Raw genomic sequence first — 25,282 nt, forward strand, 5'->3', positions numbered from 1 at the left:
TCAGGACGCCGGCGATGTCGCAGGCATTTGCAATGCGATCGATCGGCCCCGTCGCGAACCGCAGGAGGGCGCGGCCAGATCCGGTCACGAGAGCTGTGGCGTCATCGACGAAGGTGGAGGCGATATCAACAGCGAGGGTTTGCATTTTGCAGATCTCCAGGTTAATTTGAACATTGTTCAAATGAGTACCTTGAAAATGAACAATGTTCAAGACGAATCGTTGCGAGACCGAAAAAAATCTCGCCGGCGGCAGCAGATCGTGGAGATCGCTCGCAGCATTATCGCGACTAAGGGGCTGAAATCGTTGAAAGTCCGGGATGTTGCGGACGCCGCAGGCTGCTCGGTTGGGAGCGTCTACAACGAGTTCGGCGACTTCGACGGGGTGATCCTGACCGTGAATCGGGAGACCGTTAAGGAGCTGACGGTGCGGCTGGGCCAGGTTCCCGCCGAGGATCCCGTTCGCCAGCTCTACGGGCTGGCCGCGACCTACCTCGAATTTTTTGCGGAGCACGCCAATCTGCTGCGCTCGCTGTTCGAACATCGGATGGAGGACGACCGCCCTTACCCCGATGACATCCTTCAGATGGTGATGGACGCCTTCGCGCTGATGCATCCACCCCTGGTGCGGCTGCTTCCGAATGCAGACGACGTGCAGATCGCGCTGCTGTCACGCACCCTGTTTTCCGCCGTGCACGGGATCATCTCGCTCGGCCTCGAAGAACGCATGGTAGCCGTGCCGCCGCAGATGCTGCGCCAGCAGCTCGATCAGTTTCTGGATGCGCATCTCGCAGGGCTCGGGATTGTGCCAGTACGATAAAGTGTGGAGCGCTGCTACGCGCTGGCGGCCTTGCGGTGCCGCGAGGTGACGACGACGACGTCCGTCGTCCCGTTGTCGACCTGAACACGGTTGCGTCCGTTCTCCTTGGCGCGATAGCAGGCGGCATCCGCGCGCCGCATCGCGTCCTCGAGCGTGGTGTTGCCGTCGGTGATGCAGGCAACGCCGATGCTGGCGGTCACTGCAAAGCAACGATCGTCCCACGCGAAGACGGATAGCTCGAGCGACCGGCGCAGCCGTTCGGCGATATCCACGGCGTCGTACGGCGTGCTTTGTGGAAGGATTAGGCCGAATTCGTCACCGCCAAGCCGGGCCAACAGGTCATGCGGCCGTCGTTCCTGTTGCAGGAGACGCGAGATCTGGCAGAGCAGGCGGTCGCCGGCGAGATGACCGCAGCTGTCGTTGACGTCCTTGAATTGGTCGAGATCGAGCAGGACCAGGCCCAGCGAACCCGCCGCGGTGTCGTCCAACTCGCTTTGCAGGCGGGCCTCGAACGCGCGCCGGTTGGACAAGCCGGTCAGCCAGTCGTGCGACGCCTGCCAGACTAGGCGCTCCTTCTCGGCGTGCAGGGCATCCTCAAACGCCTGTCGTTGCAGCACCAATCGCCGCGTGTGCCAGATCAGGAGCAGGATCAGCGTCATGGCTGTGACGATATTGACGCCAGTCAGCGTCATCTTGATGGCGCGCGAGCCTTCGCCGAGAACGGTGGAGAACCGCTTGGCGTGCACCGTGAACTGAGTGTTGAGCTCCGAAAGCCGCGACGACAATAATTGCAGGCGGTTGCCGTCCTGAACCGGTCCGCTCTTCAACTCTGACCGGATGACCTCGCCGAAAACGCTCAGCTCCAGCAGCATGGGGTCGGTGGCAGCCCACTCGCTGATCGCTTTCTTGAGAAAGCTGACCTGTTTGAAGTAGCGAAACAGCCAGATCAGTCCCGGCACGTCATCGGGATGGTTGCCGCCTTGCAGGAAGCCGATGCGGGCGGCCTCGACGTCGACCGGATCGCGCTCGAGCGCCCAGCGCGCGAACTCGTCGCCGATGGGAACGGCCAGCGAGGTCTGATATTGCGCAAACTGGCTGGCGTCGCCCGAATGCAGATAGAGATTGAGGAAATAGACGGCGTTCTTCTGCGAGCGCGACCACAACGCTTCGCCCGCGACATAGGCGCGGACCGAGGACATCACCTCCAGGCTGAATCCGGCGATCGCCGCCTGCAGCAGAACGACCGTGACGAAAGGCGAAACGAGCTTGATGACATGAAGGAAGCTTCGTCCCTTCGTTGACGGCGCTGTTCTGCGAAACACTTTGCGTTCCCCAAGTCGCTCAACGACCCCAGCGGAGCGATCCGCTCATAACGCGGATTACGCGCGAAAGGTGCTTAACTCGACTTGAAAATGCCAGGAGACTGCGTCGCAGGGTGAAGGCGTTGTGAAGTGGATGCTTGCAGATCGTCGCAAATGCCGTCGAACCGGAACTGACGCGGCATCGGCGAGCCGATGTCGCGCATTTGCCCCAGATGGTTTACTTGATGGAGAGAGATTGCTCTGGCGCTAGACCAGCACCGGCTTGCGCACGCGGCCGGCGTCGCCGAAGACGCGCAAATAGCGCTCGATCTCCGAAGGCATGCCGGTCGCCTTCTCGGGATTGTCGGAAAGCTTGACGGCCGGACGTCCGTCGACCGACGACACCTTGCAGACCAGCGAGATCGGATCGAGGTTGAACGAGCCGTCCGGCGTGCAGCCGACGAAATCATTGGTGAGATTGGTGCCCCAGCCGAAGGAGAGCCGCACCCGGCCGGCGAAGTGGTGGTAGGTCTCCTCGATCGAGCCCACATCCATAGCGTCGGAGAACACCAGCAGCTTGTCCCTGGGATTGCGGCCCTTCTGCTCCCACCATTTCATGATCTCCTCGCCGGCCTGGATCGGCGGCGCGCTGTCGGGGCGGAAGCCGGTCCAGTCGGCAACCCATTCCGGCGCATCGCGCAGGAAAGCCTTGGTGCCAAAAGCGTCGGGCAGCGCAATCAGGAGGTTGCCGCCATAGGTCTGGCGCCACTGGTCGAGGATGCGATAGGGCGCCCAGCGCAATTCCTCGTCGTCCTTGGCCAGCGCAGCCGCGACCATCGGCAGTTCATGGGCGTTGGTGCCGATGGCTTCGAGATCATTGTCCATCGCGAGTAGCACGTTGGAGGTGCCGATGAAGGACGGGCCCAGGCCTTCCTTCACGGCCTCCACGCACCAGCGCTGCCAGAGGAAGCCATGGCGGCGACGAGTGCCGAAGTCGGAGAGCCGCAAGCCATCCAGCTTGCGCAGGCGTTCCACCTTGGTCCACAGCTTGGCCTTGGCGCGGGCATAGAGCACGTCGAGCTCGAAGCGGCCGCGGCCCTTCATCGCCGCCCGCGAGCGCAATTCGTTGAGGATGGCGAGCGCAGGAATTTCCCACATCGTGGTATGGCTCCACGGCCCGTGGAAGTGCAGCTCGTACTGGCCTTCGACCTTGCGCAGCTCGTATTCGGGCAGCCGGAATTCGGCGAGCCAGCGGATGAAGTCCGCCGAGAACATGTGGGTCTTGCCGTAGAAAGTGTTACCGGCAAGCCAGATCAGCTCTTTCTTGGTGAAGCGGATGGTGCGGGCGTGGTCGAGCTGGGCGCGCAGCTCGCCCTCGTCGATGATTTCGGCGAGCCGGACATGGCGCGATCGGTTGATGACCGAGAATGTCACCTGCTGATTCGGGTAAGCTTCCCGAATCATTTGCAACATCAATAGCTTGTAGAAGTCGGTATCAAGCAGGCTGCGGATGATGGGATCCAGCCGCCAGCTGTGATTGTAGGTCCGGCTCGCAATGTCGGTCACTGTCATGGGGGAATTCTAGCGTGGCGGCCGCGGCGCAACCAGTGGGTTTGACGGGGATCAGGTTTTCGCGGGGGCGGGGTGCGAGGCCGTCGCCGCCACGGTCTCGAGTTGGCTTCTGATCCAGCGATGCGCGGGGTCCTTCTGATAGCGCTGGTGCCAGACCATGAACATCGGCAACTCAGCCAGGGTTCGCGTGCGCGAGGCCAGCGGAATCCGCACCTGGGCGAAGCCATGCATCACGCCGGTCGCCAGCAGGCTCGGCATGCTCGCCAGCATTTGCGAGCCACGCAGGAAGGACGGCACGCCGGAGAAGCTCGGCACGGAGATCGCGATGTCGCGGTGGAAGCCGTTGGCTGCAAGCCGGCGATCGAAGTCGAGCCGCTCATTGTCAGTGTAGACCACCGTGACGTGACGCGCCGCGAGATAGGCGCCGCGCGTAGCCGGCGTCGCGCGCGCTTTGGGGTCGTAGTAACAAACGTAATGGTCTTGCAGCAGGCGCTTCTGCACGATGTCCACGCCGGATGGCGGCAGCGGCGTGATCAGCAGATCGCAGCGGTTTTCGCGCAGCATCGCCGGCGAGGGCGACTGCGAGGGGATCACGCGCAGGTTCAGGCTCGTCACTTGCGCTGCGACATGATCGAAGAACCGCGGCAGCAGCAGGTCGCGCTGGAAGTCATTGGCGGCGATTGTCAGCGAAAGCTGCGCGCTCGCCGGCTCGAACGTGACGCCGCCGGCAAAGCTGCGCATCTCGTCGATCAGCGCTCGCGCCTTTGCCGCGAGCGCCTGGGCGTGCGCCGTAGCGACAATGCCGCGGCCGGATTTGGCAAACAGCGGATCGCCGACGATCCGCCGCAGCTTGTTCAGGGCGTGGCTGACCGCGGATTGCGTCAGGCCGAGCCGCGTTGCGGCCGCCGTCACCGAACCTTCTTCTAACACGGCCAGGAACAGCTCAAGCGCGTGGCCATCGAGCGCCAAATGATCGATTTTATTCATGGAATGCATTATAATCGATCTATTTATCTTGAGAATAGCCGGCGCCATCATCTCCCGATAAGCCGTGCGCCCCAACGGGAGCGCCAGAGGGAGAGACAACGCCGATGCATGCCCAGGCGCCAGCCTTGCGGGAAGCCCGCCCCAACCGTCCCGAGCCGTTCACGCCGCCGCTCGGTGACGGCGGCTTCTTCCAGCGCGACCGTTCCATGCATCCGCCGGCGCACGCGCCGGGCTACAAATCCTCGGTGCTGCGCTCGCCGCGCCAGGCGTTGCTGTCGCTTGAGAACTCGGTCTCGGAGATCACGGGGCCGGTGTTCGGGCACAACGATCTCGGCCCGCTCGACAATGATTTGATCCGCAACTACGCCAAGGACGGCGATCCCGTCGGCGAACGCATCATCGTCCACGGCCGCGTGCTGGATGAGACCGGCCGCGGCGTGCCGAACACGCTGGTCGAGTTCTGGCAAGCCAATGCCGGCGGCCGCTACCGGCACAAGAGGGACACGTATCTGGCGCCGATCGATCCGAATTTCGGCGGTTGCGGCCGCGCGCTGACCGACGACAGCGGCTACTATTATTTCCGCACCGTGAAGCCGGGACCCTATCCCTGGCGCAACTACGTCAACAGCTGGCGTCCCGCTCACATCCACTTCTCGGTGTTCGGCTCGGGCTTTGCACAGCGTCTGATCACCCAGATGTACTTTGAGGGCGATCCCCTGATCCCGGTCTGCCCAATCCTGACGACGATCCCGGACAAGGATGCGCTGGAGCGCCTCATCGCGCCGCTCGACCTCAACGCATCGACCCCGTTCGACTCGCTCGCCTACCGCTTCGACATCGTCTTGCGCGGCCAGCGCTCCACTTACTTTGAAAATCGCACCGCAGGGAACTAGGTCCATGCCGCAGCCGCTCAACTACCTCAAGGAAACCGCCTCGCAGACCGCCGGGCCCTACGTCCATATCGGCCTGATCCCGGCGATGGCCGGCTTCGACATCTTCGAGAAGAACTTTTCCAACGTGCTGGTGACGCCGAACACGCAAGGCGAACGCATCACGCTGGAGGGCAAGGTGTTCGACGGCAGCGGCACGCCGCTGCGTGACGTGCTGTTGGAGATCTGGCAGGCGAACGCGGCCGGCCGCTACAACCATCCGGCCGATCGGTCGACCGGCGCGCTCGACGAGGAATTTCGTGGCTGGGGCCGCGCCGGCTCCGACTTCGAGAGCGGGCTGGTGACGTTCGAGACCATCAAGCCCGGGGCCATCACCGACAAGGCGGGCCGCAAATGCGCGCCTTACGTCAACATCTGGATCGTCGCGCGTGGCATCAATATCGGGCTCAACACCCGGCTGTATTTCTCCGATGAAGAGACTGCGAACGCCGCCAACCCCGTGCTCAGCCTGATCGAGCAGCCGGTGCGACGTTCGACGTTGATCGCAAAGCGCAGCGAGCGTGGCGCCAAGATCGTGTATGCTTTCACGATCAATTTGCAGGGGCCGGAGGAGACGATGTTCTTCGACGTCTGAGAGCCGCCGCCCGAAGGTTCACTCCACCTGGTCACTGCGATCGATCGCTACGCGCGCGTGGAATTGCGGTGACTGACGCATCTCGCGCGATCCCGGCCTATTGGCCGGATCGCGCCCCACTTTTGGTTTCAGTTCTGCCAAATCGATGAATATGTCCGCCTGTCGGCGCAGCTCGTCAGCGACCATGGCCGGCTGAGTGGAGAGTGTGGAGACGACCGTCACGCGGACACCGAGGCGTTGCAGGGCTTCCACCAGCGAACGAAAATTCCCATCGCCCGAGAACAAAACGATCTGATCGACGTGCTCGGCGAGCTCCATCGCATTTACGGCGAGGTCGACATCCATGCTGCCCTTCACCTTGCGGCGGCCGGTGATGGCGTCGACGAATTCCTTCGTGAGTTTCGTGACGACGGTGTATCCGTTATAGTCGAGCCAATCGATCAACGGACGGATTGACGAATACTCCTGATCCTCGACGACGGTCGTGTAGTAGAAGGCCCGCAACAGCGCACCTCGGCTTTGGAATTCGCCGAGCAGTCGCCTGTAGTCGATGTCGAAGCCGAGCGCCTTGGAGGTGGCATGGAGATTGGAGCCATCGATAAAGAGTGCGATCTTCTCAATCGAAGACATTATGCACAAATCTCCAGTTGTACGCGAAAGGTGGCCGGTCCAACCGCCGGGGGCGGTGTGTCGGCCGGAAAAACATTGAAGGCACCGATGGCTTGCCGAAAAAGCAGCGCAGACGACCGGACAGGGGCGGCCGTCTTGCGCCCAGGTTAGGGAGGATACAATGCCACCGGCGCCAGGGCGCCGAATGCAGCCAGGCTAAGGCGCGCGCATTCCCTACTCAATTGTACTGAGGTAAAGGGCGCCTATCCAAAGGATAGGGCCCCATATACGAAGGTTAAGTGGCAGCGCTGGCACAAAGGCCATTGCGGTTCCCAGCGTGGCCTTCGACCACAGGCGCGGCTGATCGATCGGCCGGTGTGTCAGCCTTCATCGCCATGAAGCTGGGCACGAAAGGCCCGCGGTGACACGCCCGTGGCGGCGGCGTAGACCCGGCTGAAATAGGCGGGGTCCTCGAAGCCAAGCGCATAGGCGATCGTCGAGACCGGTAAATTGGTGTAGACGAGGTTGCGCCGCGCCTCGCGGATCAGCCGGTTGAGGATCAGGTGCGAGGCGGTGTCGCCGGTTGCTGCCCGGGTCACACGGTTGAGATGGGTCGGCGTGATCGACAGCGCGCCCGCATAGTCCGCAACGCTCCAGCGTTCCAGATGATGCTGTTCCAGCAGCGCCTCGAAGTGGCGGAATAGTCCGCTTTCAGCCGTGCCGTTGCCACCGCTCTCGCCGGTGAGCGCGCGGGCCACCAGCCCGATCATGGCCGCCGAAAGTGCACGCAGCACATGCGCTCGGCCGAAATCGCGCGCGGCGTGTTCGGCAAAGATCTGCTTCATGGTGGTCCGAATCTGCGGCGTGCCGCGTATCACGGCCGAGCGCGACAAGGCACCTCGCAGCCCTTCGGAGGCGAGCAGCGCTTCGTCCAATATTTCCGCGGCGATGGTCAGCACCCAGCCCTGGGTATCAGGCACGAAACGGAAGCCGTGGACGTGGCCGACGGGCACGTTGACGATTTGCATCGGCTTCAGCTGCACCACGCGCCCGTCGAGCGTCGCTTCGCCGCCGCCGCGCTCGATCAGCAGCACCTGGTGCAGCCGGGCATGGCGGTGCACGGCGAGCGTCCAATCGTGCAGCACCGAGCGCGACGCTATCGTCTCGCAATGCACGACATCGGGCAGATCACCGGATTCGCCGAACAAATTGTAGACCCGGATTGCCGGGGCGGGGGCTGGGTTTCTCATGTTCGAATAGTACAAGACAAAGACGAAAGCCTCCATCCGTCAGCGGCGCTGAATCTGCAAGAAAGTGCCCAGGAGGACGCAAAAATGAAAGTCCAGGTCTGTATCATCGGCGGCGGGCCGTCCGGGCTGCTGTTGTCCCAGCTCCTGCACCTCAAGGGCATCGACACGGTCGTGCTGGAAAAGTACAGCCGCGACCACGTGCTTGCCCGGATCCGCGCCGGCGTGCTCGAGCACGGCTTCGCCAGGCTGATGCGCGAGGCACAGTGCGGCGAGCGGATGGACCGCGAGGGCGAGATCCACAAGGGATTCGAGATCGCCCATGACGGGGTGCTCTCCCAGATCGACCTCCACAAGCATTCCGGCGGCAATTCGGTGCTGGTCTACGGCCAGACCGAGCTGACGCGCGACCTCTACGAGGCGCGCGATCGCTTTGGCGGCAACGTCGTGCACAATGCCGAGGACGTGACGCCGCATGACCTGACCTCGGACCAGCCGTACGTGACCTATCGTTCGAATGCCGAAACCGTCCGAGTCGATTGCGACTATATCGTCGGCGCTGACGGCTTTCACGGCGTCAGCAGGAAGTCGATCCCGAAGGACGTGCTGCGGGAATACGAGAAGATCTATCCGTTCGGTTGGCTCGGCGTGCTGTCGCGCACGAAACCGGTGTCGCCGGAGCTGATCTATGTGAAGCACGAGCGCGGCTTCGCGCTGTGTTCCTTGCGGTCGCAAGTGCTGAGCCGCTACTACGTCCAGGTGCCGCTCACCGACAAGGTGGAGGACTGGAGCGACGATGCGTTCTGGACCGAGCTGAAGCGCCGTTTGCCGCACGAGGTCGGCGACCGCCTGATCACGGGGTCGTCCATCGAGAAGAGCATCGCGCCGTTGCGCAGCTTCGTCGCCGAGCCGATGAGCTACGGTCGCCTGTTTCTCGCCGGCGATGCCGCCCACATCGTGCCGCCGACCGGCGCGCGCGGGCTGAACAGCGCCGGCTCCGACATCTATTATCTCTACCACGCCATGCTCGCGCATTATCAGAACGGCGATGATTCCGGGCTCCAGGGCTATTCCGCCAAGGCGCTGGCGCGGATCTGGAAGGCGCAACGCTTTTCGTGGTGGATGACGATGCTGCTGCATCGCTTCCCCGACCGTTCCGAGTATGAAGAGAGGCTTCAGCAGACGGAGCTGGAGTATCTGCTGTCGTCCGAGACGGCGCAGCGTCTGCTGGCGGAGAATTACGTGGGGTTGCCGTTCTAGCGGGGAGTGGACCCGAAAAGCGGTGGGACGCTGCGCTACTTTCCTTCTAGGATGTTCACCGGCGTCCAATCCGACCCCGGTGGATTTGTAGCGAGCGCAGTCGCGCGCTTGCCAAAAAGCGCTGACGCCGGATCCATTTCCGCCATTCGCCCGAACGCATCAGCCGCCTTCGCAAACTCCCTTGCCCGCCAGCACGCCAGCCCTTCCGCATACGCGGCGGCAACCTTCGTCTGCCCGGCACTCTCCGTGCCCTTCTCCGCGAGGGGCTCGAACACCTTGATCGCCTCGCCGCGTCCTATCACTTTGATGGCGTCGAGCTCGCGCCAGGTGAAAGTATTGCCTGTCTGCGCGACAGTCGTTTCTGAAGCCATGATTGCGGTGCCATAATATTTGTTGGCGCCTTCGAGCCGCGAGGCGACGTTCACGGTGTCGCTCATCACGGTGTAGTTGAAGCGGCGGCGGGAGCCGATATTGCCGACGACAGCCTCGCCGCTGTTGAGCCCGATGCGGTGCGACAGGCCGCGGCGGGCGAAAGCGGCGCTGCCGGCGTTGAGCTCCGCCAGCTTTGCGTGACATTTCAGCGCGGCATGGACGGCGTGGCGCGCATGCGCGGGATCGTCGGCGGGCGCGCCGAACATGGCGACAATGGAATCGCCGATATATTTGTCGACATAGCCGCCATGGCTCTCGATGATGTCGGTCATGGCCGACAGATATTCGTTCATCAGCGTCACCAGTTCGCCCGGCGTCATCGTCTCGGCGATGGAGGAGAAGCCACTCAGGTCGGAGAAGAACATGGTGACGTTGCGCATTTCGCCGCCGAGCGCCGGCATCTTGCCGGAGGCAACCATGGTGTCGATCACTTCGGGGGCGAGATAGAACGCAAAGCTCCTGCGCAGGAAACGCTCGTCGCGATCGGCCAGCACGAAACGGTAGCCGATCATCATCGCGAGCGCGGCAAGGCTTGCGAGTGCCGGCTCCGTCAGCGGCAGCGCCAAGGCATGGACGAATGCACCGACAGCCACAGCGGCGTATACAGCGGTGAGGCCGAACCATGCGATCAGTGCGCCACCCGGTGCGAGCACGCAGGCCGCGCAGGCCACGATCGCTGCGAACACGATGGTGAGAATGCTCCGCAGTGGAAAGCCGAGCTCGGTCACCGCATCGCGTTCGATCAGATTTCGCACCGCGTTGGCATGCACGAAGACACCGGCGATGTCGCTGCGGGCTTTTTGTTCGGTGGTTGCCGGTGCAGGCAGGGCGCATCTTGCGGCCGGCGTTCCGTCATAGCCGCCGGAAAGACGCATCGAGGTGATCTTGCGGTCATCGACATTGAGGATCGTGCCGAGCACCACAATCTTGCCACCGAAGGCGCGGCGGAAGAAGTCGCGGTCGTTCTTCTCGACGCAGGCGTGCAGGTCTGCGAACGAATATGTCGGCACGTCGCGGCCGAGCCCTCGGAAATTGAGCGTTAGCGTGTTCGGCACCGCGCTCGGGATCGTATAGCCGGACAAAGCAGTCACGCCAGAAGGCGCGGTCTGCGGTTTTGCGCCGAGCGCGCGGGTGGCGAGTTCGACGGCCATTGCGGAAGCTGGCATGTCGCCGACAGGAAAACTCAGCGGCATTCGCCGGATTACATGGTCGGTGTCGGTATAGACGTTGAGGCCGCGGACGTTATTCCCCACAGCCAATTGCTGTGCGCGGTCCGGATGATCGCTGCTGAGGACCTCGCCCAGCACCAGCTTGCCGTCACTAGAGAGTTTCCGCAAGGCGATGAGATAGTCTCGGTCGAATCCCTTCAGTCGCGCGCCAAGCGGCGCATCGCCAAAGGGAATCTCCGACCGCTCGATCGAGCTCGGAAAGATGACATCGAAACCGATCACCTTGGCGCCGCCGTCGGCAATGCTGCCGAGCACCCGGCCGATCTCGCGCGTCCAGGTCAGCGTCGGCGACCCCTGGAACGGCGGAGTGTCGTAGGTCTCGCCGTCGATGGCCACGACGACGACCGGTGATGTCGCGGGATCGCGGTGGTCGCCGACGAGCTTGCCGCGCAGTGCCGTGAGGACGTCGAGCGACAGGCCCTGCAGCGTCTGGAACGGCGGAGACGTGACGACGGCGCCTGCAAGAAGCGCAATCAGGATCGCTGCAACGATGTCCCGTCTGCCGATCCGCCGCATCGCCCCGTCGCTAGCTGCCTATTCGAGCCGCAGCAGGCGTCCCACGATCGGCGTCGGCGACGACGTGGCGCTGGGATCGACCTGGAAGGCGTAACGCTTGGTGCCGAGGATGGCGAGATAGCTGCCGCCCGGCGTCAGCGACTTCCCGGCGTTGGCGAAGTCATAGAACTTGCCTCCGACCATGGTCTCGCTCGTGAGCGGCACGCTGATCGTGGGCTCCTTGCCATCGGTGCGCTCGATCACCAGGGTGCTGCCGCTCTTGGCCTGCACCAACGGCGCGACACCGTAGAGCGTCGGCAGCTTGGCCGGAGCGCTGCCCTTGGCGTCCGACCGCATGGTGCGGAAGGTCGTCGCGGCACTCTGGTTCGCCTCGCGCTCCGACAGTTTTGCCGCGTTGGTATCGCAGGGGACCTTTTCCCGCTGGACCTCGCCGAGTTGCACGGTGCTCTGCTCGGTGCCGACCATGACGACGCCTTCGCTGATGGTCTCGCGCTGGCACGATTTGAGATAGCTGAGCGTAATGGTTGCCTTGGGCCCCAGCTTTATGATCTTGCCCGGCACCACATAATCCATGAACGCGACACCGTCGACCTTGCCTTGCACGTCCTCGACGATGGCGGTCGGGCTCTCCGCCAAAGCCGGAGCAGCAAGACAGCATGTGCCGACAACAGCGCCGATCAGGCTTTTCATGGCAATTCTCATCCAGTTCGACCAATATTTGCCGGTCCCCATCCAGGCCCGATGCTTAGCAGCGAAACGCCCAGGCAAGTGTGACCGGAATCACTCTTTGATATTGGTGCACTCTATCAGGAAGAGGTTCAAGCCGGCGACTCGAGAAGACAGTGCGCCGGCAAGCTGGATGGATAATTTCATTCGGCTGGGACGGCCTCAACCGGGTGGCTCTCCGCTGCACTCTCCATATCTATGATGGGCGCGAGCGTAGCCTCGGTTTTCTGATACGGCGTCGCCTGCTGACCGGCGGCGATCTCGACCACTTCCTCCCAGCGTGACAGGCTAGCTGTCACGAGCTGGCTGGAGTTGATAGCGGTTATATGCGTGCTGCCAAACGAGGTCGGCACGCCGATCGTTTTTAGCGCGGTATGCAACGAGGTCCAGCTCCAGCTTTCTTGCCCGCCGCACGGGAAGCGTGCGCCCGCGTCGCTGCGCCTCGGCGTCAAATTGACGGGTTGATTTTGCAGGGCGTTAACCGTGGCGGAATGCTCCCCGCGCGGGTCATTGTCGCGCCCCAGAGTTGGTTGCAAATACGTTGGAGTTTTACGGTGGATGTTTTCATGCTGAGAGACGGCAAATATGCGGCCTGGTTCAGGACCCCGCGCGGTCAGGGCACGGGCGTCGTGCATCTGGCGGAGGGACGAATCTCCGGCAGCGACAGCTTCTTCACTTATGGAGGCTCTTACCGAATTGACGAGCAGCGCTTCACGGCGGTTCTGACCACGCGGCGTCATGCCGAGGGGCCGCCGACCGTGTTCGGGCTCGACGAGGTCGAGGTCAAGCTCGCGGGCGTGTGCAGCGGTGCGATGGCGACCTGTTCCGGAACGGCCGAGCAGGCCCCCGATGTGACCTTCGAGGCGACGCTCATCTACAGCCAGGACGAGGTGCCGGCCGTTGACGCCCGAGGTGCGGTCGTGAAGCTCAACGCCGACAAGCTGCCCAAGGGGCTCGACGGCCGTTCTCGATCGCGCCATCCGTTTGCGCCGGGATCGCTCGGCTCAGAACGGAATAGACCATAAGGCCACGTCTTATCCCGCCTGATCAACTTCGAGGATGTTGTCAGGGCTGCTTAAGCGGATGAGCCCTCTGGTGCCAGGCCCAGGCGGTGCGGATTACAGTCGGCAGATCCGAATATCGCGGCACGAAATTCAGCACTTTTCGCGCTGCGGAGGGATCGGCGACCAGATAGGTGGGATCGCCGGCGCGGCGCGGTTTGACGGTGTGGGGCACCTCGCGCCCGGTCTCCTGCCTGATGGCGGTCAGGATCTCCCGTACCGAAAAGCCGGAGCCGGTGCCTAGATTGAAGCTGCCGCCGGCATGCCCTTGTTCCAGCAGCTTCAGCGCCGCGACATGCGCTGCGGCGAGGTCGGTGACATGGATGTAGTCGCGGATCGCGGTGCCATCGGGCGTGTCGTAGTCCTGACCGAACACGGCAAAATCGACATGGCCCTGTAATGCCATCATGGCGCGCGGAATGAGATGGGTTTCATTGTCACGCAATTCGCCGATGCCGCCGGCAGGATCGGCGCCGCTGGCATTGAAATAGCGCAGGCAGAACGCGCCGAAGCCGTAAGCGGCGCGGTAATCGGCGAGCATGCGCTCGATCATCCACTTCGATGCGCCATAGGGGTTGATCGGCGCGCAGGGGAAGTCTTCCGGCAGTTCCTTGGAATCGGCATTGCCGTAGACGGCGCCGGTCGAGGAGAACACGATACGATGGCAGCCCGCATTGCGCATCGCCTGCAATAGCGACAGCGTGCCCTGCACATTGTTGATGTAGTACTTTTGCGGGTCGGTCATGGACTCGCCGACGAGACTCGCCGCCGCGAAATGCATGACCGCCGTGATTTTGTGCTCGGCGAAGGCGCGCGCCAGCGTGGCGCCGTCGAGCAGATCGCCTGTTACCAGCGGGCCGGCGACGAAGCCGTGATGACCTGTCGACAGATTGTCATAAACAACGGGCTGATAGCCGGCGGCGGTCAGGGCGCGACAGGCATGCGAGCCGATATAGCCCGCGCCTCCCGTAACGAGGACAGTCGGTCGGTCGGTCATGTCTGCTTACCTCGAGGTGAAATCAACGATCATCCATGCGTCCGCGGCCAGCACCAAATCGGCACCCGGCACGAGCACCGCAAGCGTCAGCCATGCGGGACGTTTGCGGAAGGCGAGGACATGCCGCGTGGCGCCACGGGACACGACATCAATCAAGGAGAGGGCTTCCGAAGTGACCTGTCCCAATGCGATTGCCTCAGCTCAATAGTTGATCGATCTGGTGAGCATAGATTGATCTTCGCTGTATGCAACCCACCGGCGGCTCGGCACGATCGTCCTTCTTCGTTTAGCTCGCATTGACCCTATCGCTGCGAAACGGTGGGCGCGCGCATCGCGGCAACCGAAGCTTTAAGCACCAAAATTAAGCTGATGCCGAGTAAAGGAGTGACTGAAACATGGCACAGATCTGGATGACCTATGACGAACTCGCCGAGCTTAGCGGCTGCACGTCTGCCGAGGCACGAATGCGGGCCATCCATTTGTCACTTGACCGCCGCAAAAGCCGCGACGGCGCAACCCGCGTCAAGCTCGATCTGGCGCTGACGGCCAAATATTTCGCCTCTGTCCGGGACGCCGATTTTGATCTGGACGGCGCCATCGAGGCGCTCCAGGCCACCCATCGGCAGATGGCAGAACTCCTGACGCCGAACCAGTTCCTGGGCCAGCGCCGCTTGGCTTAGCTCCCGCGCGCAATCGGTCAGGCTCCGGGTGTGGGAGCCGAGATTCTCGCGATAGTTGTTCCGAATCAGGCATAAATCTCCATCCGGAATTTTCATTGCTGGCCGGGGTTTAACCGCAGCGGGCCGTAGAGCCTGCAGGAGGATGCCATGAGGAACGACAGCGATCGAGGCTACGCGACACTGTTGGGAGCGGCGATGCTGGGTGCGCTGATCATCATGACAGCCGCAACGGCAAATGCAGAGCTCGTGAAGTTGCAGGCCGATTTAAAAGGCAGCAATGAAGTGCCTCCGAACAACTCGCCTGGAACAGGCAAGGCCCAGGCGACTTACGATACGGAGGCGAAAACCCTGACCTACACAGTCAGCTTCGCCGGCTTGACCGGGCCAGCCATGGGGGCACATTTCCACGGCCCGGTGGAGCCCGGCAAGAACGCCGGCATCGTGCTGCCGTTCAAGACGGTCCAAAGCCCGATTCAGGGGAGCGCAACGCTCACCGAAGCTCAGGCTGCGGACCTGCTGGCTGGGAAATGGTATGCCAACATTCATACGGCCGCGAACCCGGGCGGTGAACTACGCGGACAAATGATAAAATAAGGACGGTCACTTCCCGATGCAGACGTGCAGGCCATGCATCTGCTCAGGAGGGCGGCCTCGGTAAGAAGGCCAGGATTGTTTGAGCGAGGAGGACCCCGACGGTCCCGCCTGCTGCCTTTTGCAGCACGTCCAGGAAACCCGGATCACGATCGGGCGTCATTGCTTGCAGGATTTCCAGCCCCATTGCGACCGCCACGACAAGCGAGCATGCGAGGGTGAGCCGACCGGGCAACAGGAAGGACAAGAGAAATCCCAGCAACCCGTAGACGCTGAAGCGCTCGATCACGACGACCCAATAAGCCTCGTGATGGCCAATAAGCACGGGTCTCCCCGCCAGTCTCGCAAGCGTGGCATAGACGATGAGCGCGAAGCAGACGCCTGCGGCTGCGATAAGGTGGTTGCGACGCATTGGACGACCATAGCCGGACCGGAGCCAGGCCGCGTTGAAAGATGAGAGTATCGTTAAGGCTGATTGAGCAAGGGGCGCGGCGCGTTTGCCGTCCCGGGTTAACGGCTCAATCCTTTCAGGCCACCAACGCCGCGTCGGTCGGCAATTTAGCGCTCTGCGCCAAGCAGCGTGACTCGACCAACTCGTTGAATCGAGGGAAGGGCAGTGGGGCGGAGACCAGATAGCCCTGCCCCTCCTCTACGCCGGATGAAATAAGCGCCCGGACCTGCTCCTCCGTCTCGATGCCTTCCGCGACCACCGTCATTTGGAGGTCCTTCGCAAGTGCGACCAGCATCTCCACGATCGTGGCAGTCGATGCGTCCACGGTGATCGTGTCGACGAAAAATTTGTCGATCTTGATTGTATTGGCGCCCAGGCCCTTGAGCCGGGATAGCCCGCTATGACCGACGCCGACGTCATCGATGGCGACGCGAAACCCGCAGTCCCGCAATTCGCTGACCACGGCTGCGGCGCGTGCGAGGTCGTCGAGCTCGTCGCGCTCGGTCACCTCGATGACGATCTGGCGCGCGGAGACTTGCGCCGCCATGACCGTGCGGCGGAGCGTTTCAATGAAGCCCGCACTCAAGAGATGCTTTGGTACGACGTTGAGGGAGAGCTTAAAATCCTTGTTCGCTTTCAACAGCGGCTGCAGATCCGACAGCGCTGATCGCAGGATCTGCCAGGTCATGACCTGGATGCGGCCGCTGGATTCCGCGAGCGGGATGAAGTTCATCGGAGGCACGACCGATCCGTCTTTGAGGAGCCACCGAGCCAACACCTCGCAGCCTTTGATCCGACCGGTCTTGAGCTCGAAGATGGGCTGGTAGTACGGCTTGAATTCGTTCGCGGCCAGCCCGCGGTCGAGATCGGCGACGGGCCCTTCCATGCGGCGGCTCCGCGCGAAAAGCCCGCCGAAAAGGGCGCCGATTGCAAATGCTACGGCCAGCGTCGGCCAGTAAGCCTCGTTGTTCCACGTCGAGAGGATGCCGCGTTCGAGGCGAATGGTCGCATGGAGTGGGAATCGAGCTGAATTTTTGTCGAGATCGATCGGGGCCTGCAAGGCTTTGTCGGCATCGAGCAGGAATTCGCCAAGTTTCTCGCCGTTGCTCAACGCGAGGATCACTTCGCTGTGGGCGCGCAACTCGGCGGGCATGATGTCGAACAGGCTGGCGTTGACGCCAAGAATGGCGACCAATGCGGCATTGCCGTTGATGTCTTTGAGCACGCCCAGAGCATCCCCGCCGAATTGCTCGACACGGAAGAGCGAAAGGTTCTTGTCGTGCGAGGGAAGCATATCGCGGCGGTCGATCCATCCCTTGTCGAATTCCAGCGTTTCGGAATAGGCCGAACAGATCACCGAGCCATCCGGGTTGACGAGGCGCACATCCTTGATTGCGGAACGTTGGTAGACGTGGAGCCGGATCGCCTGCAGCGTCGCGGGCCCACAATCGGCAAGATCGCGCCGCGCGAGTTCGCCCAGGCTCGCGCCGGCAAAGTCGACCGCAAATTCGGCGCGACGCAGAACCACCTCGGTCAATTCGTCGAGCTGGTGGGCCTGCTGGTACCGAATGAACGAAGTTGCCGCAAAGTGGCCAGCCACGCCGAACGCGGCCGTGCTCGCGAGCACGAACGCCGCAAATACGAAAGTCGGTCGCTGCAATCTCATTCGGCCCGGCGGAACAGAGGGAAGCGTCGGCCGATCCTAATCAGGACGCGCTAAGATAGGGTTTAATGCGCGGGCGAGGCATGTGGAACCGGCCTTTGGGGGTGGGCAGGCGAGGGACCCGTCTGCCCCCGGACCGGGGGACCCTATCGAAAATGCTACTTAACCTTCCGCTCCCAAGTTCTGGCGGCCCATTCGATGGCGGAGGGAAGCGGGTGCGGGATTGTAGGGCGCGATGGAAGCCTGCCGAGGGCTGCCACCATGCTGTGGCCGGGTGGCTCGCAAGCGCAAGACCACGAAGGCGATATTGATAGCCAACCAGACCAGAATGACGGAAATGGCAAGATGGGCCACGGCCAGACCTCGCGATGAAGTTGGAGTCAACGCGAGCGCGCTGGTTCGGTTCCCTGGCGAACCGGGCTAGAGCGCATCTATTTCATGTAGCCGGAGTCGAGCCTTCGGGGCGGACGGCGACCTCACCTTGCCTTGAGGTCCTTGCTCTACTCCGATCAGCAACACGACGCATTCGTTCTTCGTCAGAACCGGCGATCGCGCGCCCGCGGCCATCATGACGTCGTTGGCGGAACGCCGCCGCACGCTCGCTTAGGCCTTTTTTCTCGCCTTCGTTTTCAACGAAAGACCAAGGCGCAGGGCCATGCGCTTGATCGCATCGGGCGATCGTCCGAGCTGTTTCGCCGCCTCCTCCAATGAAGCCGAAGACTTAGCCAACTCCATCAGCCGGCGGTCTTCCTTGAACGACCAGGGCTTGCGCGCCATAACCGAAATCATCCTCTCGTCGCGACAAGGACAAAGCCGCCAAGCGGACCCATGTCGCTCGACGGCTTTGCTTGGGTGGGGCCGAGCTTGGGGGAGCCCGGTGAGACGATGGGATAAGTGATTAGTGAGAATTCGCAACAAACAACGCGGATTAAGCTAACCGCTCAACCTTAACGCGTCTAATCCGGCTTTGTCGCTCCGTACTATCACGGAGGTGTCAATGCTGATCAGCGGCGGCCGTTACCGCGCTTTGAATGGCTGGAAGCCGAATTGTCGGGCGCCGGTTCTGAAGGCTGCATGGACTGCGTGAACCCCGATTAACCTCCGGCCGGATCCAACTTCAATCAGTGAGACGTTTTGTCATTCCCCGGCCCGCGGCTGTCCGGCAACGACCAAACTTCAATCAGCTCCTTGCACAAATTTCGTCATCGCCTGGCAAAACTTTCAGCGGTGCCGATCTTGAAGTCGTCACAACGACAAGATGAAATGCAATGGGAGGAACGCGCCGAAAAAATGGGACGTTCAAATGTTGGCAATTGTGATTTTGGGTTCGATCTTCGCGGGCGGTTTTGCTTGCGGCTATGGTGCGAGGGCGTGGCGCTCACGCAAGCGATCGGCAAGATATCGTCTCTATGCGCCCTATACTCCCGCAACAGGGGCGGGACGAAGTCGGTCGCCCTCCCAATGATGGTATTTCGCGCCTGGCCTGTTTGCCGAGCGATCTCTGTAGCATTATCGAAATAACCATGTGCGGTTAGGTTAACTTGTCGCAATTCTTGAGAGCCTAGCCAATCCCACCTAGAACATCTCGATTCACGGCGGAAGTTTAGCCGCCCCGATTTTTCCGGGGCCCGCGTTAGGGTAGGCGTAAATGACGTATCTGATTGCATTGCTGGGCGCGATTATTTGCATCGTTATTTTGATGGGTTTCGTTCGCGCCTATGATCGACACCTGAAAGATCTTCCAGGTCCTTGGATCATGGACGAGGCTCGTTCGAATGACTGAAAGGCACAACGCGCCCCGCAGGTATTTCGTTGATGCGCAAGGGAAGCGGGTGCTGATAGGGCTGTCGCTTCCGGAAACGGCGGAGTTCGAAGCGCTGGACATCACGTCGGGAGAGACGGTTCAAATCGGTCCGGGCGATGGAGCCGCCGCGGCGCACGAAGCTCGATGGCTTGAGCTTTATTCGAAACACGAAGGAGCCTGGCGGGCGTGGATTGTACAAAGCCAGGCGGAGCAGCCACAAGATTCAAGCTTTGTTAACTATGTCTGACCGATGTTAGCGGTCCAAATCTCGAACGTGGGATGGCCCAAATGTTTCAGCTGTTCCTGAGAGCGCGCGCACACAATTTTCTCAGCTCCCGCCGTGAGGACAAAGGCTTCAAGGCCCGTACCATCGAGCGCGATGCGGAGACGGACCGCGTTCGAATCGATGCCGTCATGGTCGCGATCGATACGGCATTGCGCGATGCGGAGAGGGAGCAGGTCGGCCTCGGACGACGTGTTGATGACGCACTCGCGCGTGCATCCGTCACTTTCGGAAACGGCACCGATGAATATCTCGAACGGGAGCCGATCGACAGTCATCATCAAGATCTCTTTGCCGCCGACATCTCCAACGGCCAGCGGCGGCTCAAGGAATTGGCAAACACCATCGCTCATCTGAGGTTTATCAGGACCGCGATGCTCACGCGCTTTCCGAACCTGAAGCCGCCGCAGCTCAATAGCTAGGATCGAGGGTTTGGCTCGGCACCCTTCCGTCTGCTAAACGCAGCAGGTTTGGGCACGATGGATATCTCGGTCCGAAAAGCATAATCTCTCGCTGAACAGCTTTGCCACGGGACAATTCGGGCGCCGCTTTGCCGTTTGGCTCTTCTGCCGGTTTTGATATGGTCCCGTCCAGCGTTCTCGGACGGATTGAAGGAGCGAGCCAGGTGATCTCCAGAAATTTGCAAAGGTCTATGGGATTGGCATTTGTTTTGGCTATTGGCGCGCCAGTAACGGCGTCGGCCGTCACTGTAGAAGTAGCGCGTGCATGCGACGCAGCTTTGGCCAAGGCCTTTCCTCCAAAGCAAATCGGCAATCCCGCTGCCGGCAGCGCAGGGACAGCCAAGGAGCGGCGCGATTATTTCAGCAAATGCGTCACGAACAACGGCAAGGTCGATGATGCGCCCGCGGATGCGCCTAAAGACGCCAAGGCCAAGAAATAAACGGAACGCGTCGCGCCACTTTAGCGTCGCGGCGGGCAGGGGGAGTAGAATGCGCCGTTCGTTGCATTGATGCGTTCGACGCATTGGTTGGGATCAGTCGGCGTCCCGGCCACCGTGAAGTCATAGCCCATACCTTTGACGACCACGACGTAGCGACCCGGCGAAAGCGTAAAGCCGTCCTGCTCCGGCTGCAGCGATAGCATTCTCGGCTGATCCTCGACCGGACCTACTTTGTAAGGGAAGGACATGCTGCGGATGACCCAGGTGTCGCCGGCAGAGACCATGGCCGCTTTCCCGGTTGCATCGACGCCCATCGCTCGGGAGACTTTTGCGACTACTCGAACCTCGGTCCCGGTTGCATCGACACCACCGTCGGGCCTGAAAACAATGAAGCTGACATCTCCGCTTGTCAGGGTCGTCGCGCTCGGTGTGGTGATTGCTGCTGAGATCGCGACACGACGATCCGGAATCTTCCCGGGGACCGGCTTGAGCTCCTGGAGCTGGCCCTGGCTCAGGGCGTAGACGCCGAAGGTCGTTGGCAACGGCATCGAGGGTTGCGCAGGCGTCACCGGCTCCTTCGGTTGATCCGGTGTCCGTTCGACGCTCTCACCGCTCGATGGAGTCACAGCCCCGGTGGGGTGAGGCTCGGGGCTTGTGGAGGTGCGCTTGGACAGCGTCGCGGACTGCCACAATGCGAGGGATTGTGTCCTCAACCGCGGCCAATAAGTAACCGCCGCGCTGGCACCGGCAATGACGACCAGGATGGCGGCTAATCGGATGAGGGAGTTGAGGATGCCGCTTCGCCGAGATTGGTCGGGCGGGCTTGGCGGTGCGACAGAACCGCGCCCTGTTTCCGCAGGCTTCGCGACGGGCGGCGAGGGCGGAACGGGCGCCAGATGCGGAACGGGCTGAGGAGCCGGGGGACCGGGTGGCGACTGATGCGAAGCGACGTCTAGCGCCAACTCCGGCGCTTTGGACAGCGCGTCGCGCTCGCTACGGTCAAATGAAAGCTCAACCTCCCGGATGGCGCGCTCAAGCACTTGCTGGAGCTCGCGGGACTCCCGTGCGTCGCCATGCGTTAATTGTTCCAGAAGCTTGATGCGAGCCAGCTCGTAAACGATTTCGCGGATCTGCCGGGGGTCGCTGGATATGTCGCGAATCCGCCCGGACAGGAGACGCACAAACCCGGCCTTGATCGCGTGCGTATTTGGCGCGCCGGCGGCGGTGTCGCTGGGGTCGGTCATCAAGGCCGATCAAGTAACCCGGAACAGGCTGTTTCGCTAGGCTTTTCCGCGTCAAAATCCTATCTCGGCGAAAGCCGCTCTGATCGCCAGCCTTGCAAGAGCCCATGGTCGAACAGCTTCGGGGGCTTGCTTTTGGGCAGAAAGCTGTGACAGTTCGACGAGCTCCTCTTTCCGGTATTTTGATCATGCGCGACGGTTTCATAGCACTCACGTTTGTGGCTCTCCTGGTGCAACCTTCTTTTGCACAAGGGACCAAGGACAAAGCCAATTTGACGAGCACCAGCATCGTGACCACCCCTACGAAGAAAACCCAAACGGCCCAGAGCGCCTCACGACCCACAGCCACCCGAAACCTGGCGCCGGGCAAGCTGCCGAGCGGGATGGCGGCTCAGGGGGTCTGGAGAGACGGCAAGTTGATCGCCGTGCCTCGGCAATGACGACCCAAGCAACCGTGAAGGAACGGTGATCGCCTCCCGATGTTCTCGCTTGGGAGACATCTTATGAAACGATTAGTCCTGACCGCGTTTACGCTTCTTGTGACGGCAAGCACGTGGGCCCTCAGCGCTCGGGCCCAGGGGGTCAATGATCCATCGACCCCCGATCGAAATGTAATTATCGTCAATCCCTCGCAGCCCGCGCCGAGCACGGCTACGCGGAATATTCCGAGCCAGATTCAGCCGCCTCTGGTCAGTGGAGGGCGCGCGCGCCCCTATTACGGCAACAGAACGCGGACTAGTGGGTCGAGCAGGCGTTAGTCTGGCTACTGTACGTTGGGTGTCATTCCGCCGCCGGCGGGGAAGTTGCTGGATTTGAGCGCCATCCCACTGACGCGAAAGCGGACATTTCCTGCCAGATACAGATAGTCCGACGTCGTGCTGCTGACGGTCCGCACCTCGACATAGGTCAGTGTGATCGAACCCACGCTTGGGGTTACCTGGGTGATGTCGACAAACCGAGCTCCCGGGAAAAGCTTCTGGTCCAGGCCATAGAAGATCTTTTCCCGCTCCGACCACAGCACGAAGTGACCCCCGGTCTTCTGATCGACGGCTTCGTATTGCGTATGGATCACTTGCGGGTATTCGATCTGGCCTGCTGTCGCAAAGTGAGTGCCTAAAAAGATCACCAGAACCAGGAAAGTAACGTTGCGGACCACTGGTCAATATCCTCGCGAGCTAAAGCACGAAGCTTGCCCGCGATTTGGCTTTCGTGCAATCGGCAAACGTATAGATTGAAGGGAATGGACGAGAAGTTTCCGGCCCTTGCTCGTTCTTCTCGCTCTGCCCTGGAGTTACAGCGTGCCAACCGCGCGACCTCACACCTTTCTAGCTCATGCCAGGCGGCTTGGGCAGCTGGCCGGAGTGGTCCTGACCGTTGCCGGTGCAATCGACTTCGGTCTCGCCAATCCGCCCTCGTGTTTTGCGCAGACCGAACCGGAGCCCTCGGTCAGCGACTATCTTCCACCAAGCGAGCCGGAAGTCAGCCGTGACGAGTGGCGTCAGCGTATCGAAGATGCGCGGCGACGAGCCAAGGAGCTCTCGCGCGAGCGGCGGGACCATCCAGAGCTCTATAAACCGGTCCCGGAGGATCCGGACCTTGTCGCGACCGAACGCCTCCTCAACGACGACAGCCTGCAGCGCGGCGACATCGTCTCGACCAAGAAGGGCATGTTCGTCTACCAGGGGCGACCGGATCAACCGCGCCGTGAGCGGGATTTCGTGCCGATCGCACCAAAAGCGACGCGCTGAAAAATTGACTGCAAGCCAGCAGGCTAACTCGCGCTCGAACTTCAGTACCGCCGCAAAATCTGATTGAACTTGGGATCGGTCCCCTGCGTGGTCTCCAGAAGCAGCGACTTGCCTTGCGGCGTGGCCTGCAGGTAGGCAGCGATCAGGAGCTGCTCGTAGCGAGAGCGGTTGGCAAGCGCCGCGCGGACGTCCGATTGCGCCAGCAGCTTGATCTCTTCGTCGGCTGCTGCCGCGTTCGATGTGACGGTTTGGAGCCGTGCGAAGGCGACGGCGATCGGCACCGCGCCGGCCAGGTAAGACATTTTCACTGCAGGCGTCGCCAGCTCACCCGCCTGCGTCTTCAGCGTGCCGAGCGTCAGCCAAAGCGCGGGCCGGATGGGCGATACTTTCAGAGCCGCAACAACGGCATCCTGGGCAGCCTTGTTCTCGGCGGCCCTGCTGTTCACATCGGCTGCAGGACGGTGAAGAAAATCCGCGGCTTTGGCCGCCGCATAATTCGCCAGCAAGTCGCCGTCGAATGAAAGGGGCGCCAGAACGCCCGAAGCGGCTACGTTGACCTTCTCGGGCGGAAACTCGCCCAAGAACAAATCGCTCGCCCGAAAGTTCGACCGCGTGAGATCGCCGTAAAACCCCAATGCTGCGTAAAGCAGCAACATCACTGCGATGCAGGCGCCAATGATGCGAAGCAAGGTCATGCGGCTCATGATGAATTTCGATGCCCGTGTGGAAGGGCGCAGGAGTTGGCCAGCAACTCTGCAAAAGTCCTAAATTGCGAGCAGACTATCGCCCTGGATCGTGAGCAAGGTCAAGTTGCCGGTCGCGTAAGCGCCGGTGTCGATATTGATCCGGTTTGAGCGGATATCCGGGACGCTGACCGGGGTATGGCCGTGGACGATATATTTGCCGAAGCGTCTTTCGGACTCGAGGAATTCCTCGCGGATCCAGAGCAGATCCTCCTCCTTCTGACGTTCCAGGGCTACGCCCGGCTTGACGCCGGCGTGCACAAAGAAGAAGTCGCCACACGCGAAGGACGGGCGGAGCTGCTGAAGAAACGAAAGATGCTCCCGCGGAAGCGCCTGCCTCAACCCTTCGATCAATTCAATCTGCTGCTCCGGCGTCGGATTCATCGTCGGGTTGATGCCGTATGAAACAAGGGTCAGCAGGCCTCCGTAGCGACGCCATTCCTCCAGGCGCGCCGGGTCCTTGAGGACCTCGAGCAGGAACACCTCGTGATTGCCCTTGAGGCACACTGTCTCATGCGACTTCGAGCGCTCGATCAGGAGATCAATCACAGCGCGCGAGTCCGGGCCCCTGTCGACGTAGTCGCCAAGAAAGACCTGAATCGCTCGTTCGGGAGCGGAGCGGGCAAGGTCGGCGTCGATGACAGTTAAGAGCGACTGAAGCAGGTCGGCGCGTCCATGCACATCGCCGATGGCATAGATCCTCACGCCGTCGGGGAGCCGCGGCTTGACGTTCTTACGAAAACGCTTGGAAAGGCCCATCAGCTGGTCGAATCGGGTCTGGCGTCATGAATGGAGGGCATGGTCGCTCATAGCAGAACAAGTTACGCATCGGTATTCTTAATTGTTTCTGACGGAGTCGCAGCGGTTTTGATTAAAGGATCGCTCGGCTTTTGAGCCGG

Annotated in this window: 30 protein-coding genes; 13 read left to right on the forward strand and 17 right to left on the reverse strand. The window is 61.7% G+C overall.

The window, feature by feature from the left end:
• Positions 1-196: 196 nt before the first annotated feature.
• Positions 197-817: a TetR/AcrR family transcriptional regulator gene (locus ACFQX9_RS18040; protein WP_085384372.1), complete on the forward strand. Its 621-nt coding sequence runs from the start codon at positions 197-199 to the stop codon at positions 815-817.
• 14 nt (positions 818-831) lie between these two features.
• Here ACFQX9_RS18040 and ACFQX9_RS18045 read toward each other — a convergent pair whose 3' ends face one another.
• The 3 genes from ACFQX9_RS18045 to ACFQX9_RS18055 form a co-directional block, all read right to left on the reverse strand.
• Positions 832-2,139, reverse strand: a complete 1,308-nt coding sequence (locus tag ACFQX9_RS18045) for a GGDEF domain-containing protein (RefSeq protein ID WP_085350042.1) — start codon at positions 2,137-2,139, stop codon at positions 832-834.
• A 246-nt stretch (positions 2,140-2,385) separates the two neighbouring features.
• Positions 2,386-3,690 (reverse strand): nicotinate phosphoribosyltransferase, encoded by a 1,305-nt coding sequence (pncB, locus tag ACFQX9_RS18050; protein WP_377789903.1) that lies wholly within the window; start codon positions 3,688-3,690, stop codon positions 2,386-2,388.
• Between the two features lie 51 nt (positions 3,691-3,741).
• A complete protein-coding gene (locus ACFQX9_RS18055) occupies positions 3,742-4,686 on the reverse strand; it encodes a LysR family transcriptional regulator (RefSeq protein WP_162496296.1) in 945 nt (314 codons plus the stop codon).
• Positions 4,687-4,781: 95 nt separating this feature from the next.
• Here ACFQX9_RS18055 and pcaH point away from each other — a divergent pair, with 95 nt between their 5' ends.
• Together pcaH and pcaG are read left to right on the forward strand one after the other, a co-directional pair.
• On the forward strand, positions 4,782-5,570 hold the full coding sequence (gene pcaH / locus ACFQX9_RS18060) for a protocatechuate 3,4-dioxygenase subunit beta (RefSeq protein WP_085350039.1): 789 nt from the start codon (positions 4,782-4,784) through the stop codon (positions 5,568-5,570).
• 4 nt (positions 5,571-5,574) lie between these two features.
• Complete coding sequence (gene pcaG, locus ACFQX9_RS18065) at positions 5,575-6,201, forward strand: protocatechuate 3,4-dioxygenase subunit alpha (protein ID WP_377789906.1); 627 nt, start codon at positions 5,575-5,577, stop codon at positions 6,199-6,201.
• Between the two features lie 18 nt (positions 6,202-6,219).
• Here the strand turns inward: pcaG and ACFQX9_RS18070 are convergent, their stop codons facing one another.
• Positions 6,220-6,831 carry an NYN domain-containing protein gene (locus ACFQX9_RS18070; protein ID WP_018456136.1) on the reverse strand — a complete coding sequence of 204 codons (612 nt, stop codon included), beginning with the start codon at positions 6,829-6,831 and terminating at the stop codon, positions 6,220-6,222.
• A 359-nt stretch (positions 6,832-7,190) separates the two neighbouring features.
• A complete protein-coding gene (locus tag ACFQX9_RS18075) occupies positions 7,191-8,096 on the reverse strand; it encodes a helix-turn-helix domain-containing protein (RefSeq protein WP_377789908.1) in 906 nt (301 codons plus the stop codon).
• Positions 8,097-8,144: 48 nt separating this feature from the next.
• On the opposite strand from ACFQX9_RS18075, the gene pobA reads away from it, so the two are divergent.
• On the forward strand, positions 8,145-9,317 hold the full coding sequence (gene pobA, locus ACFQX9_RS18080) for a 4-hydroxybenzoate 3-monooxygenase (RefSeq protein WP_018456134.1): 1,173 nt from the start codon (positions 8,145-8,147) through the stop codon (positions 9,315-9,317).
• 35 nt (positions 9,318-9,352) lie between these two features.
• Here pobA and ACFQX9_RS18085 read toward each other — a convergent pair whose 3' ends face one another.
• From ACFQX9_RS18085 to ACFQX9_RS18095, 3 genes are all read right to left on the reverse strand, one after another.
• Complete coding sequence (locus ACFQX9_RS18085; protein WP_247363723.1) at positions 9,353-11,494, reverse strand: adenylate/guanylate cyclase domain-containing protein; 2,142 nt, start codon at positions 11,492-11,494, stop codon at positions 9,353-9,355.
• An 18-nt stretch (positions 11,495-11,512) separates the two neighbouring features.
• Entirely contained in the window at positions 11,513-12,184 is a 672-nt protein-coding gene (locus ACFQX9_RS18090) for a hypothetical protein (protein WP_377789911.1), read from the reverse strand.
• A 179-nt stretch (positions 12,185-12,363) separates the two neighbouring features.
• Positions 12,364-12,600, reverse strand: a complete 237-nt coding sequence (locus tag ACFQX9_RS18095) for a hypothetical protein (RefSeq protein ID WP_247489603.1) — start codon at positions 12,598-12,600, stop codon at positions 12,364-12,366.
• Positions 12,601-12,786: 186 nt separating this feature from the next.
• Here ACFQX9_RS18095 and ACFQX9_RS18100 point away from each other — a divergent pair, with 186 nt between their 5' ends.
• Positions 12,787-13,245, forward strand: coding sequence for a hypothetical protein (locus ACFQX9_RS18100; protein ID WP_018456130.1), 459 nt, complete (start codon positions 12,787-12,789; stop codon positions 13,243-13,245).
• 40 nt (positions 13,246-13,285) lie between these two features.
• Here ACFQX9_RS18100 and galE read toward each other — a convergent pair whose 3' ends face one another.
• Together galE and ACFQX9_RS18110 are read right to left on the reverse strand one after the other, a co-directional pair.
• Entirely contained in the window at positions 13,286-14,278 is a 993-nt protein-coding gene (galE, locus tag ACFQX9_RS18105) for a UDP-glucose 4-epimerase GalE (RefSeq protein ID WP_377789913.1), read from the reverse strand.
• 6 nt (positions 14,279-14,284) lie between these two features.
• A complete protein-coding gene (locus ACFQX9_RS18110) occupies positions 14,285-14,434 on the reverse strand; it encodes a hypothetical protein (protein ID WP_240543981.1) in 150 nt (49 codons plus the stop codon).
• Between the two features lie 239 nt (positions 14,435-14,673).
• Here ACFQX9_RS18110 and ACFQX9_RS18115 point away from each other — a divergent pair, with 239 nt between their 5' ends.
• Both ACFQX9_RS18115 and ACFQX9_RS18120 read left to right on the forward strand, forming a co-directional pair.
• Positions 14,674-14,958, forward strand: a complete 285-nt coding sequence (locus ACFQX9_RS18115; RefSeq protein ID WP_085359793.1) for a hypothetical protein — start codon at positions 14,674-14,676, stop codon at positions 14,956-14,958.
• 147 nt (positions 14,959-15,105) lie between these two features.
• Positions 15,106-15,552: a CHRD domain-containing protein gene (locus ACFQX9_RS18120; protein ID WP_377789915.1), complete on the forward strand. Its 447-nt coding sequence runs from the start codon at positions 15,106-15,108 to the stop codon at positions 15,550-15,552.
• Positions 15,553-15,595: 43 nt separating this feature from the next.
• Here ACFQX9_RS18120 and ACFQX9_RS18125 read toward each other — a convergent pair whose 3' ends face one another.
• The 3 genes from ACFQX9_RS18125 to ACFQX9_RS18135 form a co-directional block, all read right to left on the reverse strand.
• Positions 15,596-15,961 (reverse strand): antibiotic resistance protein VanZ, encoded by a 366-nt coding sequence (locus ACFQX9_RS18125; RefSeq protein WP_018456125.1) that lies wholly within the window; start codon positions 15,959-15,961, stop codon positions 15,596-15,598.
• 115 nt (positions 15,962-16,076) lie between these two features.
• Entirely contained in the window at positions 16,077-17,666 is a 1,590-nt protein-coding gene (locus ACFQX9_RS18130; protein ID WP_085359797.1) for an EAL domain-containing protein, read from the reverse strand.
• Between the two features lie 600 nt (positions 17,667-18,266).
• On the reverse strand, positions 18,267-18,440 hold the full coding sequence (locus tag ACFQX9_RS18135) for a hypothetical protein (protein ID WP_162847250.1): 174 nt from the start codon (positions 18,438-18,440) through the stop codon (positions 18,267-18,269).
• 871 nt (positions 18,441-19,311) lie between these two features.
• Here ACFQX9_RS18135 and ACFQX9_RS18140 point away from each other — a divergent pair.
• From ACFQX9_RS18140 to ACFQX9_RS18155, 4 genes are all read left to right on the forward strand, one after another.
• Positions 19,312-19,446, forward strand: a complete 135-nt coding sequence (locus tag ACFQX9_RS18140; protein ID WP_256464949.1) for a hypothetical protein — start codon at positions 19,312-19,314, stop codon at positions 19,444-19,446.
• On the forward strand, positions 19,439-19,714 hold the full coding sequence (locus tag ACFQX9_RS18145) for a hypothetical protein (protein ID WP_018456121.1): 276 nt from the start codon (positions 19,439-19,441) through the stop codon (positions 19,712-19,714). Before ACFQX9_RS18140 ends, ACFQX9_RS18145 begins: the two co-directional genes overlap by 8 nt.
• 41 nt (positions 19,715-19,755) lie before the next feature.
• Positions 19,756-20,172, forward strand: a complete 417-nt coding sequence (locus ACFQX9_RS18150) for a hypothetical protein (protein WP_018456120.1) — start codon at positions 19,756-19,758, stop codon at positions 20,170-20,172.
• Positions 20,173-20,375: 203 nt separating this feature from the next.
• Positions 20,376-20,651: a hypothetical protein gene (locus ACFQX9_RS18155; RefSeq protein WP_083926416.1), complete on the forward strand. Its 276-nt coding sequence runs from the start codon at positions 20,376-20,378 to the stop codon at positions 20,649-20,651.
• Positions 20,652-20,671: 20 nt separating this feature from the next.
• Here ACFQX9_RS18155 and ACFQX9_RS18160 read toward each other — a convergent pair whose 3' ends face one another.
• Positions 20,672-21,895, reverse strand: coding sequence for a hypothetical protein (locus ACFQX9_RS18160; protein ID WP_377789919.1), 1,224 nt, complete (start codon positions 21,893-21,895; stop codon positions 20,672-20,674).
• A gap of 104 nt (positions 21,896-21,999) precedes the next feature.
• Between ACFQX9_RS18160 and ACFQX9_RS18165 the strand changes: the two genes are divergently transcribed.
• A complete protein-coding gene (locus ACFQX9_RS18165; protein WP_231188852.1) occupies positions 22,000-22,332 on the forward strand; it encodes a hypothetical protein in 333 nt (110 codons plus the stop codon).
• Between the two features lie 323 nt (positions 22,333-22,655).
• Here the strand turns inward: ACFQX9_RS18165 and ACFQX9_RS18170 are convergent, their stop codons facing one another.
• Positions 22,656-23,048 carry a hypothetical protein gene (locus ACFQX9_RS18170; protein ID WP_204513756.1) on the reverse strand — a complete coding sequence of 131 codons (393 nt, stop codon included), beginning with the start codon at positions 23,046-23,048 and terminating at the stop codon, positions 22,656-22,658.
• 205 nt (positions 23,049-23,253) lie between these two features.
• Between ACFQX9_RS18170 and ACFQX9_RS18175 the strand changes: the two genes are divergently transcribed.
• The gene (locus tag ACFQX9_RS18175; RefSeq protein ID WP_231188851.1) at positions 23,254-23,640 is read left to right on the forward strand and encodes a hypothetical protein; all 387 of its coding nucleotides are present in this window, start codon (positions 23,254-23,256) and stop codon (positions 23,638-23,640) included.
• 41 nt (positions 23,641-23,681) lie between these two features.
• On the opposite strand, the gene ACFQX9_RS18180 is transcribed toward ACFQX9_RS18175, so the two are convergent.
• Together ACFQX9_RS18180 and ACFQX9_RS18185 are read right to left on the reverse strand one after the other, a co-directional pair.
• On the reverse strand, positions 23,682-24,221 hold the full coding sequence (locus ACFQX9_RS18180; protein WP_231188850.1) for a hypothetical protein: 540 nt from the start codon (positions 24,219-24,221) through the stop codon (positions 23,682-23,684).
• 183 nt (positions 24,222-24,404) lie between these two features.
• Positions 24,405-25,142: a metallophosphoesterase family protein gene (locus tag ACFQX9_RS18185; protein WP_085359805.1), complete on the reverse strand. Its 738-nt coding sequence runs from the start codon at positions 25,140-25,142 to the stop codon at positions 24,405-24,407.
• Positions 25,143-25,282: the final 140 nt, after the last annotated feature.

Origin of the sequence: Bradyrhizobium sp. GCM10028915 (genome assembly GCF_042666195.1) — a bacterium.
Classification (GTDB): domain Bacteria; phylum Pseudomonadota; class Alphaproteobacteria; order Rhizobiales; family Xanthobacteraceae; genus Bradyrhizobium; species Bradyrhizobium canariense_D.

What these genes read in the sequence shown, in the direction of transcription:
- ACFQX9_RS18140 (WP_256464949.1), top strand. Translation starts at nt 19,312, where the DNA reads ATGACGTATCTGATTGCATTGCTGGGCGCGATTATTTGCATCGTTATT.
- ACFQX9_RS18150 (WP_018456120.1), top strand. Translation starts at nt 19,756, where the DNA reads ATGTTTCAGCTGTTCCTGAGAGCGCGCGCACACAATTTTCTCAGCTCC.
- ACFQX9_RS18040 (WP_085384372.1), top strand. Translation starts at nt 197, where the DNA reads ATGAACAATGTTCAAGACGAATCGTTGCGAGACCGAAAAAAATCTCGC.
- ACFQX9_RS18055 (WP_162496296.1), bottom strand. Translation starts at nt 4,686, where the DNA reads ATGCATTCCATGAATAAAATCGATCATTTGGCGCTCGATGGCCACGCG.
- pncB (WP_377789903.1), bottom strand. Translation starts at nt 3,690, where the DNA reads ATGACAGTGACCGACATTGCGAGCCGGACCTACAATCACAGCTGGCGG.
- ACFQX9_RS18085 (WP_247363723.1), bottom strand. Translation starts at nt 11,494, where the DNA reads ATGCGGCGGATCGGCAGACGGGACATCGTTGCAGCGATCCTGATTGCG.
- ACFQX9_RS18075 (WP_377789908.1), bottom strand. Translation starts at nt 8,096, where the DNA reads ATGGAGGCTTTCGTCTTTGTCTTGTACTATTCGAACATGAGAAACCCA.
- ACFQX9_RS18165 (WP_231188852.1), top strand. Translation starts at nt 22,000, where the DNA reads ATGGTCGAACAGCTTCGGGGGCTTGCTTTTGGGCAGAAAGCTGTGACA.
- ACFQX9_RS18070 (WP_018456136.1), bottom strand. Translation starts at nt 6,831, where the DNA reads ATGTCTTCGATTGAGAAGATCGCACTCTTTATCGATGGCTCCAATCTC.
- galE (WP_377789913.1), bottom strand. Translation starts at nt 14,278, where the DNA reads ATGACCGACCGACCGACTGTCCTCGTTACGGGAGGCGCGGGCTATATC.
- pcaH (WP_085350039.1), top strand. Translation starts at nt 4,782, where the DNA reads ATGCATGCCCAGGCGCCAGCCTTGCGGGAAGCCCGCCCCAACCGTCCC.
- ACFQX9_RS18185 (WP_085359805.1), bottom strand. Translation starts at nt 25,142, where the DNA reads ATGGGCCTTTCCAAGCGTTTTCGTAAGAACGTCAAGCCGCGGCTCCCC.
- ACFQX9_RS18120 (WP_377789915.1), top strand. Translation starts at nt 15,106, where the DNA reads ATGAGGAACGACAGCGATCGAGGCTACGCGACACTGTTGGGAGCGGCG.
- ACFQX9_RS18130 (WP_085359797.1), bottom strand. Translation starts at nt 17,666, where the DNA reads ATGAGATTGCAGCGACCGACTTTCGTATTTGCGGCGTTCGTGCTCGCG.
- ACFQX9_RS18135 (WP_162847250.1), bottom strand. Translation starts at nt 18,440, where the DNA reads ATGGCGCGCAAGCCCTGGTCGTTCAAGGAAGACCGCCGGCTGATGGAG.
- ACFQX9_RS18100 (WP_018456130.1), top strand. Translation starts at nt 12,787, where the DNA reads ATGCTGAGAGACGGCAAATATGCGGCCTGGTTCAGGACCCCGCGCGGT.
- ACFQX9_RS18125 (WP_018456125.1), bottom strand. Translation starts at nt 15,961, where the DNA reads ATGCGTCGCAACCACCTTATCGCAGCCGCAGGCGTCTGCTTCGCGCTC.
- ACFQX9_RS18115 (WP_085359793.1), top strand. Translation starts at nt 14,674, where the DNA reads ATGGCACAGATCTGGATGACCTATGACGAACTCGCCGAGCTTAGCGGC.
- ACFQX9_RS18090 (WP_377789911.1), bottom strand. Translation starts at nt 12,184, where the DNA reads ATGAAAAGCCTGATCGGCGCTGTTGTCGGCACATGCTGTCTTGCTGCT.
- pcaG (WP_377789906.1), top strand. Translation starts at nt 5,575, where the DNA reads ATGCCGCAGCCGCTCAACTACCTCAAGGAAACCGCCTCGCAGACCGCC.
- ACFQX9_RS18145 (WP_018456121.1), top strand. Translation starts at nt 19,439, where the DNA reads ATGACTGAAAGGCACAACGCGCCCCGCAGGTATTTCGTTGATGCGCAA.
- pobA (WP_018456134.1), top strand. Translation starts at nt 8,145, where the DNA reads ATGAAAGTCCAGGTCTGTATCATCGGCGGCGGGCCGTCCGGGCTGCTG.
- ACFQX9_RS18160 (WP_377789919.1), bottom strand. Translation starts at nt 21,895, where the DNA reads ATGACCGACCCCAGCGACACCGCCGCCGGCGCGCCAAATACGCACGCG.